Below are 17,318 nucleotides of genomic sequence, written 5' to 3'. Positions count from 1 at the left end.
GTGTCGTTGACCTGACGCGTCTCCGCAGGTCAGATGCTGTTTCGGTGACGCTGTGCGCCCTTTCGGCCACGCTCGGTCACGGGAATCGGAGCCTCGGTGACGCTTGACACCTGAAGCCGGTCGTGGTTGATAAGAACTAGTTCTTCCGCACCAAGCGGACGAACTCCTTCAAACCACACCCCATCGTCACCCCCCAACGACGCAGCCTTCGCAGGAGCACCCCATGACCGCACGCCGGGCCCGTCGGGCCATCACCGCCACCGCGACCGACCTCGAGCTCGTCGCCGCCGCCCAGGCCGGCGACAGCGACGCCTTCGACGTGCTGGTCGAGCGCTACCGGCGCTTCGTCCGCTCCCGCAGCCGGGGCTTCTTCCTGGTGGGCGGCGATCGCGACGACCTCGAGCAGGAGGCGCTGATCGGCTTCTACAAGTCGGTCCGCGACTTCCGCCCCGAGCTGCAGGCCTCCTTCCGGGCCTTCGCCGAGCTGTGCATCAACCGCCAGCTGATCACCGCCATCAAGACGGCCACCCGCAAGAAGCACGTGCCGCTCAACCAGTCGATCTCCTTCTCGGCCACCCGGGCCGACGACAACGACGACCGCTCCGACGAGGACCTGCTCATCGCCGCCGACCCCCTGTCGGACCCGCTCGAGCAGCTCGTCGACCGCGAGGACGTGGCCGCCACGCACGCCGTGCTGGCCGCCAACCTGTCGGACCTCGAGGTCCAGGTCCTGACCCGCTACGTGGCTGGCGCCTCGTACGACACGATCGCCGAGGAGGTCGGGCGCCACGTGAAGGCGGTCGACAACGCCCTCCAGCGGGTGAAGCGCAAGCTGTCCCAGCACCTGGCCGAGCAGGCCGTGCTCGACGCCGTCGGCTGAGTCGACCCCCTTCCTCGCTGGCACCGGCGAGCGGCACCGTTCCCTCCACCCGGGCCATCCGTCCCCGCAGCCACGACCCCCTCGTGGCGGCGGACGGGTGGCCCGTTCGGCGTCCCGCCCCGGAACCGGCTTGGCCCCGACGCCGTCGGCGCGGGAGGCTCGCCACCCCATGGCAACCGTCCACGCTCGAGGCCTGAGCCTCTCCTTCGGCGCCGCCCCGGTGCTGGCCGACCTCGACCTGACGGTGGCCCCCGGCCAGCGGGTGGGCGTCGTCGGCCCCAACGGCACCGGCAAGTCGACCCTGCTGCGCGTCCTGGCCGGCCAGCTGGCGCCCGAGGCCGGATCGGTGGCCACCGCACCCAAGGCGGCCACCGTCGGGCTGCTGCCCCAGGAGCCGGACCGTCGCACGGACGAGTCGGTCGTCGGCTTCATCGAGCGACGCACCGGCGTGGCCGCCGCCACCGCCGAGATGGAAGCGGCCACCGCCGACCTGGCGGCCGGGACGCCCGGTGCCGATGACCGCTACTCCGACGCCCTCGACCGGTGGCTGGCCCTGGGCGGTCCCGACCTGGAGGCCCGCATCGGGTCCACGATGGCCGACCTCGGGCTCGACGCCGCCACCGCCGACCAGCCCACCGCCACGCTGTCGGGCGGCCAGGCGGCCCGGGTGTCGCTGGCCGCCACGCTGCTGTCGCGCTTCGACGTGTTCCTGCTCGACGAGCCCACCAACGACCTCGACTTCGCCGGCCTCGCCCGGCTCGAGGAGTTCCTCCTGGGCCTGGGCGCCGCCACGGTGGTGGTCAGCCACGACCGCGCCTTCCTGGAGCGGGTGGTGACCCACGTCTACGAGCTCGACGAGCACGACCACACCGGCACGCTCTACGCCGGCGGCTGGACCGCCTACCAGGAGGCCCGGGCCACGGCCCGTCGCCACGCCGAGGAGGGCTACGCCACCTACCAGGCGAAGCGGTCCGAGCTCACCGACCGGGCCCGCACCCAGCGGGAGTGGTCGGTGCAGGGGGTCAAGAAGGCCAAGAACAGCGGCGAGACCGACAAGTTCATCAAGTTCAAGAACAGCGCCGACTCGGAGAAGGTGGCCCACAAGGCCAAGGCCACCGAGCGGGCCATGGAGCGCCTGGAGAAGGTCGACAAGCCGTGGGAGGGCTGGGAGCTCCGGTTCGAGATCGGCACCGCGGAGCGCAGCGGCGACGTCGTCTCGACGCTCCGCGGCGCCGAGGTGCAGCGGGGCTCGTTCCGGCTCGGGCCGGTGGACCTCGAGGTGGGCTGGGCCGAGCGGGTGGCCATCCTCGGCGAGAACGGGGCCGGCAAGTCCACGCTGCTCGACGCGCTGCTCGGACGGGCCGAGCTCTCTGCGGGCGAGGCCCACCTCGGGCCCGGCGTGGTCATCGGCGAGCTGAGCCAGCGGCGGGACCGGTTCAGCACCGAGCGCAGCCTGCTCGACGTCGTGCTCGACGCCACCGGCCAGCCCCTCAACGAGGTCCGCTCGCTGCTGGCCAAGTTCGGGCTCGGCGCCGAGCACGTGCGCCGGCCCTCCGAGCTGCTCTCCCCCGGCGAGCGGACCCGGGCCAACCTGGCCCTGTTCATGGCCGAGGGCGTGAACTGCCTGGTGCTCGACGAGCCCACCAACCACCTCGACCTGGTGGCCATCGAGCAGCTCGAGCAGGCGCTGGGCCGCTACGTCGGCACCCTGCTGCTGGTCACCCACGACCGCCAGTTCCTGGAGCGAGTCGAGATCACCCGCCGCCTCGACGTGGCCGCCGGCCAGGTGCGCGAGCTCAGCTGAGGCCGTCGGCCGGCAGCGGCACGGTGCGGCCGGCGAGCCAGTCGTCGATGCGGATCCGGTGGCGGCCGGCCAGCTCGTGTGGCACGTCGGCCGGGGCGAACCAGGCCCAGTCGCTGACCTCGGCGGGGTCGGGCACGCACGTGGTGGCGTCGGTGGTGCCGGCGTAGACGGTGACCTGCAGGCTCTCGCCCCGGGCGCTGTCCTCGAGGTAGATGCCCACCAGCCCGGTGAGCACGACGTCGATGCCGAGCTCCTCCCGGACCTCCCGGACGGCGGCGGTGGCGGGGTGCTCGCCGCGCTCGACGAAGCCGCCGGGCACCTCCCACCATCCCTGGAACGGCTGCTTGGCCCGCTTCCCGAGCAGCAGCAGCCCGCCTCGCTCGATGACGACGCCGGCGCACGGTGCGTTGCGGATCAGCCGCCAGCGCGGCCCGTGCTCCGGGCAGGTGGGAGCGGTGCCGGCCAAGGGATCGCCGCCGGCCGCCTCCCGCCCGCACTGGTCGCAGAACCACATCGGCCCGACGCTACGGCGTGCGAGCCGCGCCGCCCGCCGAACCGGTAGCTCAGGGCCCCGCTCCGGGCCCGAACCCTCACCAGTTCGGCGTGGTTCGCGGACCGGTGGGTGCGGGCGCCTGGTTCGGGCCCGAACCCTCACCAGTTCGGCCCTGGGGAGCCGGGCGAGGTGGTCGGTAGGTTGGCGGGCATGGCTCGGGGTCGGACGTCGAAGCAGCTGGTGCGGCGCTTCTCGGGGACCGACAGCTCGCGCGCACCGGACCAGGTGATCGTCGAGGAGCCGCTGGAGATCCGGCTCGACGGCGTGCGGGTGACCACCACCATGCGCACGCCGGGCCACGACTACGAGCTGGCAGTCGGGTTCTGCCTCACCGACGGGCTGCTGGCCGGGGCGCCGGTCCAGCAGGTGCGCTACTGCGCCACCGGTTCCGCGGTCGACACCAAGTTCAACGTCGTCACCGTCGACACCGGCGGACAGGCGCCCGAGCCCACGCCCCGGCTGACCACCACCACGTCGTCCTGCGGCTGGTGCGGCACCGACGAGATCGACGCGGTCACTGCGCGCCTCACCCCGCTGGCCGAGGCGCCCGCCATCGAGCCCGAGGTGCTGATGGCCATGGCCGACCGGGTGGCGCCCTCGCAGGAGCTCTTCGACGCCACCGGGGGCGTCCACGCCGCGGCGGCGTTCACCCCCGAGGGCGAGGTGCTGCTGGTGCGCGAGGACATCGGCCGCCACAACGCGGTCGACAAGGTGGTGGGCCGCCTCCTGCTCGACGGGGCGCTCCCCGCCGCCGGCCTCGGCCTGTTCGTCAGCGGCCGCACCAGCTTCGAGATCGTGCAGAAGGCGTGGGCGGCCGGCTTCGGCACCATCGTGGCGGTGAGCGCCCCGTCGTCGCTGGCCATCGAGGCTGCTCGCCGGGCCGGCATCTCCCTGGCCGGCTTCGCCCGCCCCGGCCGCCTCAACCTCTACACCGAGGCCTGAGCGGACCGCCGTCGGACCGCTGAACAGCCCGAGCCTGCCCACATCCCGGTTCTGTCGGGGGGACGTGGGCCCTTCCGCCCCCATCTCCCGACAGAACCAGAGGGGTGCGGTTCTGTCGGGGGGTGCAGCCCCTCGGTGCCCGGATCTCCCGACAGAACGGCAGCGGGGCGGGCGCTGGTCAGGCCGAAAGGGGCACGAGCTTGGCGGGGGAGAAGGGGTAGGCGGCGTCGTCGGTGATGACGTGGAGGGCGGCGTCGCGATCGAGCGCCTCGGCGACCGAGCAATCGGCGTCGAGGATCACGAAGCGGTCGAAGCCACGGAGGAACCACCGGTCGTGGGTGACGGCGAGGACGGTGCCGGTGAACTCGGCCAGCGCCGCCTCCAGGGCCTCGGCCGACTGGAGGTCGAGGTTGTCGGTGGGCTCGTCGAGCAGGAGCAGGTTCACGCCGAGCAGCTCCAGGTGCAGCACCTGGAGCCGGGCCCGCTGGCCGCCCGACATGGTCTCGTAGGGCCGGGGCCCGCACTCCGCGATGCCGTAGCGGCCGAGGGCGGCGAGGGCGGCCTGCTCGTTGAGGTCGTGGTCGCCGACGATGGCGATGGGCGTGCGGCCGGCGAACTCGGGGTGCTCGTCGGTCTGGTGGAACAGCCCGGGCAGCACCCGGGCGCCGAGGCGGAACCCGCCCTCGTGCTCCACGGTGGCGTCGCCGCCGAGGAGGCGGAGCAGGTGGGACTTCCCGGTGCCGTTGGGCCCGAGCACGGCCACCCGATCGCCGAGGTGGACCTCCAGGTCGAACCGGTCGGTGAGGCCGAGCAGCTCGAGGCCCTCGCAGCGCAGGGCGATCTTGCCGCTGTCGGCACCGTCGAGGCGCATGCGGACGGTCTTGGTGGTGGGCGGAGGCGGCGGCGGGCCGGCGTCGACGAAGCGCTGCCAGCGGGCCTCCATGACCTCGGCCTTGCGGGCGCTGGACTCGGCGTAGGAGGCCCGCTGCTTCATCTCCTTGAACAGGTGGAAGAGGCGGCGCTCCTCGGCGTTCCAGCGGGCGAGGGCGTCGCCCAGCGACTCGTTGCGGGCGGTGCGGGCGTCGTCGTAGGTGGCCCAGCTCCCGGGGTGGGTCCAGGCGCCGCGACCCTCGATGGTGATCACCGCGTCGGCCGCGGCGGCGAGCAGCTCCCGGTCGTGGCTGATGAGCAGGATGGTCTTCTTCGACTCGATCAGGCGCTGCTCGAGCCACCGCTTGCCGGGGATGTCGAGGAAGTTGTCGGGCTCGTCGAGCAGCAGGATCTCGGCATCGGAGCCGAGCAGCGACTCGAGCACCAGGCGCTTGCGCTGGCCGCCCGAGAGCTTCGAGATCGGCCGCTCGGCCACCTCGGCCAGCGGCTTGCCGAGCACCCGCACGCAGCACGCGTCCCACCGGCTCTCCTGGTCGTAGCCGCCGACCTCGCCCCAGCCGATGACCGCGGTGGCGAGGGCCATGCCGGTGGCGTCGGTGGGCGACGCGGCGTTGGCGGCCTCTGCCGCGGCGAGGGCCAGGCCGGCGTCGCGGACCTGGGCGGGGGGCGTAGCGCACCAGCAGCTCGTGCACGGTGGTGGCGGCATCCTGTCCGGTGCCGATGGCCTGGGGCATCAGGGCGACCTGGGCGTCGACGTTGACCGTCCCCGCCTCCAGCGGGAGCTCGCCGAGCACGCAGCCCAGCAACGTCGACTTGCCCACCCCGTTCGCCCCCACCAGCGCCGCGTGCTGGCCCGAGCGGACCTTGAAGGAGACGTCCTCGAACAGGGTCGACCCGCCGGGGTGCGCGTAGGCCGCGCCGGAGACGTTGATGACGGCCATGGGTCGACCATGGTGGCCCACGGGCCTCCCGCTCGCACCCACGGTTTCGGCCGTCGCTCAGGGCAGGTCTCGCGCGCCCTCCACGAGGGCGGCGACGCCTGCCACGGCGACCACGCCGAGGACCGCCGCCACCGACGAGCTGGTCACCGACCAGTCGGCGGCTGCCAGACCGGTGGTGGACCCCTTGCCGAGCGCGAACAGGTGGTCCGGCAGGATCAGGCCCACCGCGGCGGGAGCCAGGGTGGCGACCAGCCCGTCGAGCACGAGCAAGCAGGTCGCGAGGGCGCCGAGGGCGGCGGGTGCCGACCTCGTGAGCTGCACCGTGCTGGCGCCGAGGCCGCCGGCCAGGGCGGCGGCAGCGACCGTCCGGGGCATGGCCAGGACGACGGCGTGCTGCCAGGCGCCGGCGCTGATGGCCGCCCCCCGCTGCGCCGCATGGCCGAGCACGAACCCGGTGGCGAGCCCGAGCTGCACGGCGAGGCCGAGGACGGCGAGCCACGCCGCCGCGCCCACCTGCTGGGCGACCAGTTCGGCGCGGCGGCGCCCGACGAGGGCGTGGTCCGTGGCGGCCGTGCCCGAGGTGAAGGTGTCCTGCACGGTGGCGGCACCGATCCCGAACGACAGGACCACGAGGGCCATCGCCACGGTGCCCGAGACCGCGTCCAGCTGCTGGGCGGCGTGGAGGTCGATGCCGCCGGCGAACAGGAGCGCGGCGCTCCCGCCGGTCGCGGCGCCGAGGAGGAGCGGCAGGCGGCCCACGACGGGACGGCACCGCACGCGCGTCCACTCGGCGGCGACCAGCGCCGCGAGCGAGGGGCGGTGCTTCACCGCTCGTCCGTGGCGATGAGGCGCGAGAGGAGCGCCTCGCTGCTGGCGAGCCGGGTGGTGCCGATGCCGTGGGCGGCCAGCACGAGGCTGACCGCCCCCGCCTCGGACGGCGTGAGGTCGAGCTCGAGGTGCGTGGGGTGGGCGCGCACGAGCCATCCGGCTGCGCGCAGGATCGCCGCGGCAGCCTCGACGGCTCCCGTGGGGTGGAGCTCGTGGGCCAGCCTCGTGGCGGCGCGGATCGCGGCGAGCGAGCCGGTGGAGCGCACTCGGCCCTCGGCCAGGACGATGGTCGATCCGCACACCCGCTCGACCTCCTCCAGGTGGTGGCTGGCGAGGAGCAGGGATCCGCCGCCGGCCACGTGCTCCTCGAGCACCGAGCGGAGCCAACCCGTGCCGGCGACGTCGATCCCGGTGGTCGGCTCGTCGAGCAGCAACGTGGACGGTGAGCCCAGGAGCGCCACCGCCAGCCCGAGGCGCTGGCGCATCCCCAGGGAGTAGCCCGAGACCGGCCGCCCCCACGCCGAGCGGTCCAGGCCGCACCGCTCGAGCAGCGTGGTCACCGGTCGGCCGCCGAGCCCGTGCCGACGCGCGATCACCTCCAGGTTGGCGTGGCCGCTCAGCCCGCCGAGGAGTCCCGGTCGATCCACCAGGCACCCGAGGCCGAGCACGGCCTGCGCAGCTTGCTGCGGCAGGCCGTGCCCGGCGATCTCCACCGAACCGTGATCGGGGGTCGACAGGCCGGCGAGCACCCGGAGCAGGGAGGACTTCCCGGCCCCGTTCGGTCCGACGAGCGCCACGGCCTCACCGGCGGCCACGGAGAAGGACACGTCTTGCAGCGCGTGCACGACGGCGCCCCTCCGGCGGTGGGACTTGGTGAGGTGCGAGACGGCGATCGCCGGCCGGTCGCTCCTCCCGTTCACCGCGCCGGTGCGTCGGGGCAGGCCTCGGGGGCCCGGGCCTCGAGCCGGCGGAGCGCGGCGCGGACCGGTGACCGGTCGAGCGGAGCGACCGAGCCCTCTTCGACGGCGGCTCGGAACGCACGCAGCGCAACGGCCGTGTCGGACTCGGCTCCGGCAGGGGCCTCCTCGATCACGTCGTCGCCGTAGAACGTGTCGGCAAGGGATCGCAGCCCGGCGAGGTCGAGCGTCGGCGAGTCGGGCGACCCAGCGACGGCGTGGCGGATGGTGGCGGTGGTGGCGCTCGGTCTGGCGAGCACCAGGCAGTACCCCGACCCACCCCGGCTGCCGTCACCATCGCCACCTCGTGCATGGACGAAGGCGGCCACCCCGATCACCAGGACGACGGCGACCGCGGCACCGGCTGCCAGCCGACGTGCTCGACCGTTCACGACGGGTACGACCCACGCTTGCAGTGCGCATCCGAGGTGGTGCGGTAGGTCCAGTTGTAGCTGCCGAACGCCGGGTGGTCGCCGGTGAGGCACCGGGTGACGTAGGTCTGGCCCGACGAGTCGGTCCCGCGGGCGCCCAGGCCGACGTCGCCGATGGCTGATGCGTAGTCGGCCCACCGCCCCCCTTCGGTGAAGTGGTTCCAGTCGACGGCGCCGACCGCCGGCACCGAGACGTGGTCTCGGAGGTAGGTCAACGAGCAGCGGCCCCACCGCTCGGTGCCCGTGCCCGCCTGCTTCTTGCACACGTCCCGCAGCCCCAGGAGCAACCACGAGGGCTTCTCGTAGATGTAGAAGCGGTAGCGGGATCCGAGGTAGTCGACCTCCATCTGTTGGCCGCTCCGGTAGGTGCAGCTCGACAGCAGGAGGGCGCCGAGCAACAGCACCAGCCCTCGGCGGCGGGCGGGCCGGCTCCTCGGTCGAGCCGTCGCGTCATCGGTGGTGGTCATCCTGGCTCCCTTCGGGTTGTGCCGATCCTTCTCGGCAGGTGCTACGGAAACGTAGCACGAAGGCGGCCCAGGGCAGCGGGGTCGATCGCGCCCGAGTGCCCGGGGCGGGGAGGCGGGGGTAGAACGGTCGCCATGCCGACGCCGCCGCCCGAGGAGAACAACGACGAAGCGGACCTGCGGGTGACGCGGCCGAAGTCGTCGGCGGCGGGCATCCCGGCGCTGATCGCCACCCTGCGCCACGCCCGTGCCCAGCTGGGCCCGGTGCGCACCGCCAAGACCCTGCTCACCCTCAACCAGCCCACCGGGTTCGACTGCCCGGGCTGCGCCTGGCCCGATCCCGACCACACCTCGGCCTTCGAGTTCTGCGAGAACGGGGCCAAGGCGGTGGCCGAGGAGGCCACGGTCCGGCGGGTGACGCCGGCGTTCTTCGCCGAGCACCCGGTGGGCGAGCTGGCCGGGCGCACCGACTTCTGGCTGGGCCAGCAGGGCCGGCTCACCCAGCCGATGCACCGGGCGGCGGGGGAGGAGCACTACCGGCCGGTGAGCTGGGACGACGCCTTCGGCATCATCGCCGACGAGCTGGTCGCCTCGGCCGATCCGGATCGAGCCGTCTTCTACACGTCGGGCCGCACGAGCAACGAGGCGGCGTTCGTCTACCAGCTCTTCGTCCGCCTGCTCGGCACCAACAACCTGCCGGACTGCTCGAACATGTGCCACGAGTCGAGCGGCGTGGCCCTCGGCCAGACCATCGGCATCGGCAAGGGGTCCGTCACCCTCGACGACGTCTACGAGGCCGACCTGGTCATCGTGATGGGCCAGAACCCGGGCACCAACCACCCGAGGATGCTCACCGCGCTCGAGAAGGCGAAGGGCAACGGGGCGACGATCGTGGCGATCAACCCGCTCAAGGAGGCGGGCCTCCTGCGGTTCAAGAACCCGCAACGGCCCGTCGGCGTGGTGGGCCGCGGCACCGAGCTGGCCGACGAGTACCTGCAGATCAAGGTCGGCGCCGACCTCGCCCTCTTCCAGTACGTGAACCGCCGGCTGCTCGAGATCGAGCGCGAGCGCGGCGGCGTCGTGGACCACGAGTTCGTGGCCCGGTCCACCGAGGGCTACGAGGACCTGGTCGCCCACCTGGAGACCCTCGACGCCGACGCCCTGCTCGGCGCCACCGGCCTGTCGCGGCGCGAGGCCGAGCGCCTGGTGGAGCTGGTGGCCACCAACCAGCGCATCATCGTCTGCTGGGCCATGGGCATCACCCAGCACCGGCAGGCCGTGGCCACCATCCGCGAGGTGGTCAACACCGTCTTGCTGCGCGGCAGCATCGGCAAGACAGGGTCGGGCGTGTGCCCGGTGCGCGGCCACAGCAACGTCCAGGGCGACCGCACCATGGGCATCTTCGAGAAGATGCCCGACGCGTTCCTCGGCGCGCTCGGCGCCGAGTTCGGCTTCGAGCCGCCGCGCGAGCACGGGTTCGACACCGTCAAGGCCATCCACGCCATGCAGCGCGGCGAGGTCGACGTGTTCTTCGCCATGGGGGGCAACTTCCTCATGGCCGCGCCCGACACGGAGGCCACGGCCAAGGCGCTGTCGTCCTGCAAGCTGACCGTCCAGGTCAGCACCAAGCTGAACCGCTCGCACGTGACCGGCGGCCAGGCGGCGCTGATCCTGCCGGCGCTCGGGCGCACCGACCTCGACCGCACCGGCGGCAAGGAGCAGCGGATCACCGTCGAGGACTCCATGACCATGGTCCACGCGTCGGCCGGGGGCCTGGAGCCGCCGTCGAACGAGGTCCGCAGCGAGGTGGCCATCGTCTGCGGCCTGGCCCAGCGGGCGCTGCCCGACGGGGGCGGCGTCGACTGGGCGGCCCTCGAGGCCGACTACGACCGCATCCGCGACCACGTCGAGGCGGTGGTGCCGGGCTTCACCGACTTCAACCGCCGCATCGGTGAGCCGGGCGGCTTCGCCCTGCCCCACCCGCCACGGGACCACGGCACGTTCCCGACGCCCAGCGGCAAGGCGCACCTGACCCGCAACGACTTCGACCCCACCGAGGTGCCCGAGGGCCGCCTCCTGCTGCAGACCCTGCGGTCCCACGACCAGTACAACACCACCATCTACGGCCTGGACGACCGCTACCGCGGCATCCACGACGGGCGCCGGGTGGTCTTCGCCGGGGCCAAGGACCTGGCCGAGCTCGGCTTCGCCGACGGCGACCACGTCGACATCGTCAGCGAGTGGACCGACGGCGAGCGTCGGGCCCCCCGGTTCCGCCTGGTGGCCTACGACGTCGCCCCTGGCACCTGCGCGGCGTACTTCCCCGAGGCCAACGTCCTGGTGCCGCTGACCTCGGTGGCCGACGAGAGCAACACGCCCACCTCCAAGGGCATCGTCGTCCGCTTCGAGCGCGCGGCCGACGCCCTGACCTGACCCGGGCCGGGAACCGGTTGGACGTCGGGGGGTGGCACCTGGGAATGTCGGCCACCTGTCAACGGTTCGGTTGACTTGGCGTGCCCTGGACCCGGTCCGGCGCGCCCACCCCCCCATCGGCCCGGCACCCCCCGCCGGACCGAGCGCTGTGAAGGAGCCCCGTGGGCAACGCTGCCGACCCCGCCACGCCGATCGCCGGAGGTCCCGCCGTCCTGGTCGACGACCCGGCGGCGGCGCGGATCCACGAGCGGCGGTGGCTGACGCTGGGCGTGCTGTGCCTGAGCCTGCTGCTCATCGTGGCCGGCAACTCGTCGCTCAACGTGGCCCTGCCCGACATCCAGACCCGGCTCGGGTCCAGCGCCAGCTCGCTGCAGTGGATCGCCGACGTCTACGGCCTGGTGTTCGCCGGCCTGCTGCTGCCCGCCGGCGCCTTCGCCGACCGGTTCGGCCGCAAGACGGCTCTGCAGGGCGGCCTGGTCCTGTTCGCGGTGGCGGCCATGGTGGCCACCTTCGGCACCGAGACGTGGCACCTGATCCTGGCCCGGGCGGTCATGGGCGTCGGGGCGGCGTTCATCATGCCGGGCACCCTCTCGATCCTCACCAACGTCTTCAAGGACCCCCTGGAGCGGCGCAAGGCGATCTCGATCTGGGCCGGGTTCGCCGGGCTGGGCGGCGCCCTCGGCACGCTGGTGTCGGGCTTCCTGCTCGAGCACTACTCGTGGGCGTCGACGTTCCTGGTGAACGTGCCGATCTGCCTGGTGGCGCTGGTGGCCGGCCTGTGGCTGGTGCCGAACTCCTCGGACCCCAGCGAAGCGGTGCTCGACCCGCCAGGCGCGGTGCTGGCGGTGGCCGGCCTGGCCACGTTGCTCTACGGGATCATCGAGGCGCCCGGCCACGGCTGGGCCAGCCCCGAGACCCTGGGCACCGTCGGCATCGCCGTGGTGCTGCTGGCGGCGTTCGTGTGGTGGGAGCTGCGCTGCGACCACCCGATGCTCGACGTGCGGCTGTTCAAGAACCGGTCCTTCGCCATCGGCTCGTCGACGATCACCCTGCAGTACATGGCCATGTTCGGGCTGTACTTCGCCTTGGCCCAGTACCTGCAGTTCGCCCACGGGTACTCGGCGTTGGAGACGGCGCTGATCGGCCTGCCGATCGGCATCTTCGCCATGGTCGGCGCCCCGCTGAGCGCGAAGAACGTGGCCCGGTTCGGGCCGCGGCGGGTGGTGGGCACCGGTCTGCTGGTGTCGGGCTCGGGCCTGCTGGTGCTGGGCCTCACGTCGTCGGCCACGGTGTCGGTGCTGGTGATCATCGTGGGCTTCTCGCTGGTGGGCCTGGGCAACGGCCAGACCACGGCACCGTCGACCACGCTGATCATGGGCTCGGTGCCCCGCGCCAAGTCCGGCGTGGGCTCGGCGGTGAACGACCTGTCCCGCGAGCTCGGCGGCGCGCTGGGCATCGCCGTGCTGGGCTCGGTGATGTCGTCGATCTACCGCTCGGAGATCGGCGGTCGGCTGACCTCGCTGCCCCAGGCGGTGCAGGCCAAGGCGCACTCGTCGATCGTGGCCACCTTCGACGCCGCCGACGCCGCCGGGAAGCGGGGCGACTCGTCCACCGCGCAGCTGCTGGTGCAGCAGGGCAAGGAGGCGTTCGGCACCGCGTTCGGGCGCACCATGCTGCTGGCCACCGCGGTGATCTTCGTCAACGCCGCCATCGTCTGGACGTTCCAGGGCCGCCACCGCGGCGCCGTGGCCCCCGACCCGGCGGACGCCGGCACCACCGCCGGGCCCGACGGCTCCGCGGCCGCAGCGGCGGTCCCCGCCGAGGCGTCGCCGGTCGACTGAGCCGGCGGGCGGGCCGGTGCCGCTCGCGCCGGCTTCAGGTCGGCGGCAGGACCAGGCAGCTGGTGGTGGCGGTGGCGAGCACCTTGCCGTCGGCGTTCCAGAGGGTGCCGGTGGCCGTCGACAGGCGCCGGCCCCGGTGGACCACCACCCCCTCGGCGCGGAGCTCGCTGCCGTCGAGGGCGCCGGGGCGCAGGAAGGTCACGTTCAGGTCGACGGTGGTGTAGCCGGTGCCGGCCGGGAGGGTGGCGTGGACCGCGCAGCCCATGGCGGAGTCGAGCAGGGTGGCCGGCAGGCCGCCGTGCAGCGTGCCGAGCGGGTTCGAGAACTCGGGGCGCGTGGGGAGGACGAACACGGCGCGCCCGTCGCTCACCTCCTCGAGGCGCATGCCGAGGAAGGCGCCGATGCCGGCGCTGGCGTTCGACTGCTGGAACGCCTGCATCAGTTCGAGGCCGGACAGGGTGGCGAGGTCCACGGGTTGCTCCTGGGGATCGGGCGGGGACCCGAACCCAACCACGCTCAGTTGCGAGACGCAACTGGCCGGCCGGAGGCATCGGTCACCCCACCGGGGCGACGGCCGCTCAGCCGCCGGTGGGGCGGTGGCCCAGCTCGGCGAGGGCGAGGAGCAGGAAGTTCGAAGGCAGCCCACCGGCCAGGCCGGAGGCGGCATCCGAGGCCGCGGCCTCGTCCGTCGGCGCGGGTGCCGCGGCGTCGGGCTGGGCGCAGTCGGTGCCGTCGCTGAACAGGGTGAAGGCGCCCCAGGGCAGGCCCTTCCAGGAGTCGTAGCCACGGATGGCCGGGTACTCGACGACGGTGCCGAGGGCGCAGGCCTTGAGCGGGCCAGGGTCGACCGAGCTCACCGAGCCGTCGGGGGCGGTCTTGCGGACCTCGTAGTGGAGGTGGTTGGCCGAGGACGAGCCGGTGGAGCCCACCAGGCCGATCTCGGTGTTCTCGTCGACCCAGGCGCCGCCGGCGGGCACCAGGACCTTCGACAGGTGGGCGTAGATGGTCTGCACGCCGTTGCCGTGGTCGACGCGCACGTTGTTGCCGTAGCCGCTGCCGCCTGCGGCGCCGGTGCCGTCCGTGGCGAAGCCGGCGCCGGAGGCGTAGACGGGGGTGCCGGCGTCGGCGATGAGGTCGAGCGCCCAGCGGTCGTGGTGGCCGCTGCACTCGTAGCCGAACTGGGAGCCGTGCGAGTCATACGTGCAGCCGATCTTGACCTCGCCGCCGTTCGCGTCGTGACGCAGCGGCAGCCAGACCGGGCCGCTGGGTGCGGGGCCGGCGGGCGTCGACGGCACCGGGGTGGCGGGCACCGCCTCCGGGACGACCTTGGGCGGCTGCGGGTCGGCGGCGCCCGGGCGGGCGCCGGAGGCGAGCGTGGCGGCGGCCAGCAGGAGGGCGGCGGCCGGCGCGAGCGCGCGGTTCCGGATCCTGGATGGTCTGCTCGCCACGGGGCTCCTCCCACGTCCGCCCCATGGCGGTTCGACTCCGACAAACCGTACATGACGAACGCGTGACGGAGGGGGTCCGGGCCCGAACGGGTGACCCGGGCCCGCGCACGGCGAGGGGGGGTCCCGAATGACCGTTATGGTCAGCCCGTGGACGGCTTCGAGGTGCGAGCGGCCCGGGACCCCTACGAGGTCCTCGCGGCTGCCGAGCCGCTCGAACCGGCCTCGATGATGGTGACGGGCCTGCTCAGCGCCCCCGAGCTGGTTCGACACCTGCGGGCCTGGATCGTCGAGCGGCCAGGAGCGGATGCGCCCGCCGCCGTGGTGGTGCTGGCTCCCGCCCGGCTGGGCATCTCGCTGGCATCGGCGGTCTGCTTCGAGCCGGACGCCGGCGCCACCGTCGCCGACCTGCTCGTGGCCTCGCCGGCCCGTCGGCTGTCGGGTGGGGCACCGCACCTCGACGCCGTGGTGCGCCACCTCCCGGCCGCCGCCGAGGTGCGCCTGCCGCTCTCGGTGGTGGGCCCCGCCGACCTCGAACCGCTCGCCGAGCCCGACCCCCGGGCGCGGGTGGCCGTGCCCGGAGACCTCGATGCGCTCGACGCGCTCTACGACCGCTTCGAGCTCGAAGTTCCTCCCCGCCGGGGCCGCCCGTCGCCGGGCGCTGGCCGTCCTGCTGGCGAGCCGCCGGGTGGTGGTGGTGGAAGAGGAGGGGGTGCTGGTGGGCGCCATGCGCTGCGAGCTGCGCACCGGGCGACACGATTGGTGGAGCGGCTACACGGTCCCCGCCGAGCACCGGCGCCGCGGCATCGGTCGGGCGTTGGAGCGCCAGGCCCAGGGCGTGTCGTTCTCGCTGGGCCACCGGATGGCGGGCGTCACCGCCCCCACCAACCCCATCCCGTACCCCGCGTCGTTCTACACCGGCGAGGACTGGATCGAGCGGGGGCTGCCCCCGGCGCCGCCCAGCAACCTGCAACGCGCCCGCCGCAAGGCCCGCCGCACCGTGAAGCGGTGGCGGCGGTGAGGGTGCCGATCGGGGCGGGCACCTGGCTCCGGCTCGGGCGCCACCCCGAGCTCGAGCAGGTGGCGGCCGACTTCGAGCCGTGGACGATCGCCGTGTCCGGCGCGCTGCGCGAGCGGCGCCGGCCCGGGAGCACCTTGGTCGCCTGCATCGAGGACCGGTCCGGTGCCCTGCTGGGCGCACTGGTGGTGGAGCGGGTGGCGGCCAACCGCTGGAACGCCCTGCCGATGGTGCTCGACGCGCGCTCGGCGCCGGTCCTGGCCTGGCTGGCAGACCGCTCACCGGCTCGCCGCGTGTTCGGCATGCCCGACCACGTCGACCCCCTCCTGGCCGGCTTGTCCCGCTTGAACGGGACGACTCGGCTGCCGTTCTTCGCCAACCGGCTGGCCGGCGTGGACCGCCCGCAGGTCGACCCCCGCACCCGCGTGGCCGGACCGGGCGACGTGCCGGCCATCCTCGACGTGCTCCAGACGTATCCCTACCTGTCGCTGCCCAGCCGACGGGCCAAGCGGCGCTTCGTCGAGCGGACGATCGCCGAGCGCTTCGCCGTGGTCGTCGAGGTCGATGGGCGGGTGGTGGGTGCGGTCCTGCTCGATGCCCTCGGGCGCGACCACGCCTACCTCGCCGACATGGCGGTGCACCCCGACTTCCGGGGCCAGGGCCTGGCCTGGCCGATGATCGTCCGCCTGGGAGACCTCGCCTTGGAGCTGGACATCGGGCTGTGCGCCAGCAAGGACGACACCAACCCCATGAACGTCTCGCCGCACGTCGCCATCCACGGCGCAGGCCCGGGCGAGCCGGTCGACGAGTGGGTGGCGGCACAGCTCCGGCCGCGACGCGTGCTCGGTCCGGCCAAGTGGCGCGATCACCAGGTCCGTCGGGCACACCGCCTGGTCGATGCGCTGGAACAGCGCGGTCCCCGCCTTCGTCGGCCGGCTCCGACGCTCCGCCGGCCGTGACGGTGCGCCTGCCGATCGGCTCGGGGCGCTGGCTGCGGCTGGGCCGCCACCCCGAGCTCGAAGGGATCGCCGCCGACGGCGAGCCCCGCACGCTGCCGGTGTCGAGCGCCCTGCGGGCGCCTCGGCGGCCGGGGACCCTGCTCGTGGCGTGCGTCGAGGGGGGCGGCGGGCGGTTGCTCGGCGCGCTTGCCGTGGAGCGCTCCGGGGTGGGGCGCTGGGACGCCCTGCCCCTCCTGCTCGATGTCGAGGCGGCGCCGTGGATCGCCCGTCTGGCGCAGGTGAGCGGCGCGACCCGCGTCTACGGCACCGCCGAGCACGTCGACCCGGTGGCCGACCGGCTCACCCGGGTGGAGCGCGTCGTGCGCCTGCCGTTCCACAGCTCGATGGCGATCGACGGCCTGCCGCCGGTCGACCCCCGCACGCGACGAGCCGTGCCGGCCGACGCACCGGCCCTGGCCGACCTCTTCGCGTCGTACGGCCTCAGCCACCTCCCGAGCCGGCGGTCGCGCCGCCGCCACTTCGAGCGGGTGGCCCGAGACCGGCTGGCCGTGGTGGTCGAGCTCGACGGCGAGGTGGTCGGCGCCGCGTTCGGCGACGCCGCCGGACGGGACCACGTCTTCCTCGCCGATGGGACCATCCGACCCGACCACCGCGGGCAGGGCCTCTCCTGGCCCATGGTGCTTGCCTTCGTGGTGCTGGCCCGGGACGAGGGCCTCGCCGTCTGCGGCAGCCCCGTCGCTTCCAACCCGATGGATCCGGTGGCCCACGCCGACGCCGCCGGTCGCCCGGTGGACGAGTGGGTCTCGGTCCGGCTGCGCCCCCGCCTGCCCGAGCCGGCGCAGCGCTTGCGGACCCGGGCGGTTCGAGCCCTCGACCGCCGGCTCGAGCGCCGCCGTCGCTGAACGGGCGAAGCAGCGCCGGGCCGCCCGCCC

General features: G+C 73.8%; 16 protein-coding genes and 1 pseudogene. 8 read left to right on the top strand and 9 right to left on the bottom strand.

The genetic code is table 11. The features are described 5' to 3' along the window. The first annotated feature begins 223 nt into the window (after positions 1-223). Positions 224-880 carry an RNA polymerase sporulation sigma factor SigH gene (gene sigH / locus KSP35_RS12585; protein ID WP_216995893.1) on the top strand — a complete coding sequence of 219 codons (657 nt, stop codon included), beginning with the start codon at positions 224-226 and terminating at the stop codon, positions 878-880. Positions 881-1,049: 169 nt separating this feature from the next. Continuing rightward, the gene (locus KSP35_RS12580) at positions 1,050-2,684 is read left to right on the top strand and encodes an ABC-F family ATP-binding cassette domain-containing protein (RefSeq protein ID WP_216995891.1); all 1,635 of its coding nucleotides are present in this window, start codon (positions 1,050-1,052) and stop codon (positions 2,682-2,684) included. On the opposite strand, the gene KSP35_RS12575 is transcribed toward KSP35_RS12580, so the two are convergent. Further along, entirely contained in the window at positions 2,677-3,198 is a 522-nt protein-coding gene (locus tag KSP35_RS12575) for an NUDIX hydrolase (RefSeq protein WP_216995889.1), read from the bottom strand. The two genes, KSP35_RS12580 and KSP35_RS12575, sit on opposite strands and share 8 nt — an antisense overlap. Before the next feature lie 189 nt (positions 3,199-3,387). On the opposite strand from KSP35_RS12575, the gene fdhD reads away from it, so the two are divergent. Continuing rightward, positions 3,388-4,179, top strand: a complete 792-nt coding sequence (gene fdhD / locus KSP35_RS12570; RefSeq protein ID WP_216995887.1) for a formate dehydrogenase accessory sulfurtransferase FdhD — start codon at positions 3,388-3,390, stop codon at positions 4,177-4,179. Between the two features lie 178 nt (positions 4,180-4,357). Here the strand turns inward: fdhD and KSP35_RS12565 are convergent, their stop codons facing one another. From KSP35_RS12565 to KSP35_RS12540, 6 genes and pseudogenes are all read right to left on the bottom strand, one after another. Then, a complete protein-coding gene (locus KSP35_RS12565; RefSeq protein ID WP_216995885.1) occupies positions 4,358-5,776 on the bottom strand; it encodes an ATP-binding cassette domain-containing protein in 1,419 nt (472 codons plus the stop codon). Between the two features lie 94 nt (positions 5,777-5,870). Continuing rightward, positions 5,871-6,011, bottom strand: a pseudogene (locus KSP35_RS25900) (ATP-binding cassette domain-containing protein); the annotation flags it as partial. 57 nt (positions 6,012-6,068) lie between these two features. After that, the gene (locus KSP35_RS12555; protein WP_216995883.1) at positions 6,069-6,839 is read right to left on the bottom strand and encodes a hypothetical protein; all 771 of its coding nucleotides are present in this window, start codon (positions 6,837-6,839) and stop codon (positions 6,069-6,071) included. Next, a complete protein-coding gene (locus tag KSP35_RS12550) occupies positions 6,836-7,684 on the bottom strand; it encodes an ABC transporter ATP-binding protein (protein WP_216995881.1) in 849 nt (282 codons plus the stop codon). Before KSP35_RS12550 ends, KSP35_RS12555 begins: the two co-directional genes overlap by 4 nt. Positions 7,685-7,755: 71 nt before the next feature. Continuing rightward, positions 7,756-8,055: a hypothetical protein gene (locus KSP35_RS12545; RefSeq protein WP_216995879.1), complete on the bottom strand. Its 300-nt coding sequence runs from the start codon at positions 8,053-8,055 to the stop codon at positions 7,756-7,758. A 128-nt stretch (positions 8,056-8,183) separates the two neighbouring features. Continuing rightward, positions 8,184-8,693 carry a hypothetical protein gene (locus KSP35_RS12540; protein WP_216995877.1) on the bottom strand — a complete coding sequence of 170 codons (510 nt, stop codon included), beginning with the start codon at positions 8,691-8,693 and terminating at the stop codon, positions 8,184-8,186. A 132-nt stretch (positions 8,694-8,825) separates the two neighbouring features. Here KSP35_RS12540 and KSP35_RS12535 point away from each other — a divergent pair, with 132 nt between their 5' ends. Together KSP35_RS12535 and KSP35_RS12530 are read left to right on the top strand one after the other, a co-directional pair. Continuing rightward, the gene (locus tag KSP35_RS12535; RefSeq protein ID WP_216995875.1) at positions 8,826-11,123 is read left to right on the top strand and encodes an FdhF/YdeP family oxidoreductase; all 2,298 of its coding nucleotides are present in this window, start codon (positions 8,826-8,828) and stop codon (positions 11,121-11,123) included. Between the two features lie 161 nt (positions 11,124-11,284). Further along, positions 11,285-12,964: a DHA2 family efflux MFS transporter permease subunit gene (locus tag KSP35_RS12530; protein ID WP_216995866.1), complete on the top strand. Its 1,680-nt coding sequence runs from the start codon at positions 11,285-11,287 to the stop codon at positions 12,962-12,964. A 34-nt stretch (positions 12,965-12,998) separates the two neighbouring features. Here the strand turns inward: KSP35_RS12530 and KSP35_RS12525 are convergent, their stop codons facing one another. Together KSP35_RS12525 and KSP35_RS12520 are read right to left on the bottom strand one after the other, a co-directional pair. Continuing rightward, on the bottom strand, positions 12,999-13,436 hold the full coding sequence (locus tag KSP35_RS12525; protein WP_216995864.1) for a PaaI family thioesterase: 438 nt from the start codon (positions 13,434-13,436) through the stop codon (positions 12,999-13,001). Positions 13,437-13,542: 106 nt separating this feature from the next. After that, positions 13,543-14,412, bottom strand: a complete 870-nt coding sequence (locus tag KSP35_RS12520; RefSeq protein WP_216995862.1) for a M23 family metallopeptidase — start codon at positions 14,410-14,412, stop codon at positions 13,543-13,545. Between the two features lie 586 nt (positions 14,413-14,998). Between KSP35_RS12520 and KSP35_RS12515 the strand changes: the two genes are divergently transcribed. Genes KSP35_RS12515 through KSP35_RS12505 form a run of 3 tightly spaced genes read left to right on the top strand, consistent with a single transcriptional unit; the run spans position 14,999 to position 17,288 of the window. Continuing rightward, the gene (locus tag KSP35_RS12515; RefSeq protein ID WP_216995860.1) at positions 14,999-15,430 is read left to right on the top strand and encodes a GNAT family N-acetyltransferase; all 432 of its coding nucleotides are present in this window, start codon (positions 14,999-15,001) and stop codon (positions 15,428-15,430) included. Beyond that, complete coding sequence (locus KSP35_RS12510; RefSeq protein ID WP_216995858.1) at positions 15,418-16,386, top strand: GNAT family N-acetyltransferase; 969 nt, start codon at positions 15,418-15,420, stop codon at positions 16,384-16,386. Before KSP35_RS12515 ends, KSP35_RS12510 begins: the two co-directional genes overlap by 13 nt. Next, complete coding sequence (locus tag KSP35_RS12505) at positions 16,383-17,288, top strand: GNAT family N-acetyltransferase (RefSeq protein ID WP_216995856.1); 906 nt, start codon at positions 16,383-16,385, stop codon at positions 17,286-17,288. Before KSP35_RS12510 ends, KSP35_RS12505 begins: the two co-directional genes overlap by 4 nt. Positions 17,289-17,318 lie beyond the last annotated feature (30 nt).

Origin of the sequence: Aquihabitans sp. G128 (genome assembly GCF_019048865.1) — a bacterium.
Lineage (GTDB): Bacteria > Actinomycetota > Acidimicrobiia > Acidimicrobiales > Iamiaceae > Aquihabitans.
The sequence above is the reverse complement of the archived record's forward strand: the minus strand, read 5'-3'. Positions and strand labels throughout refer to the sequence as shown.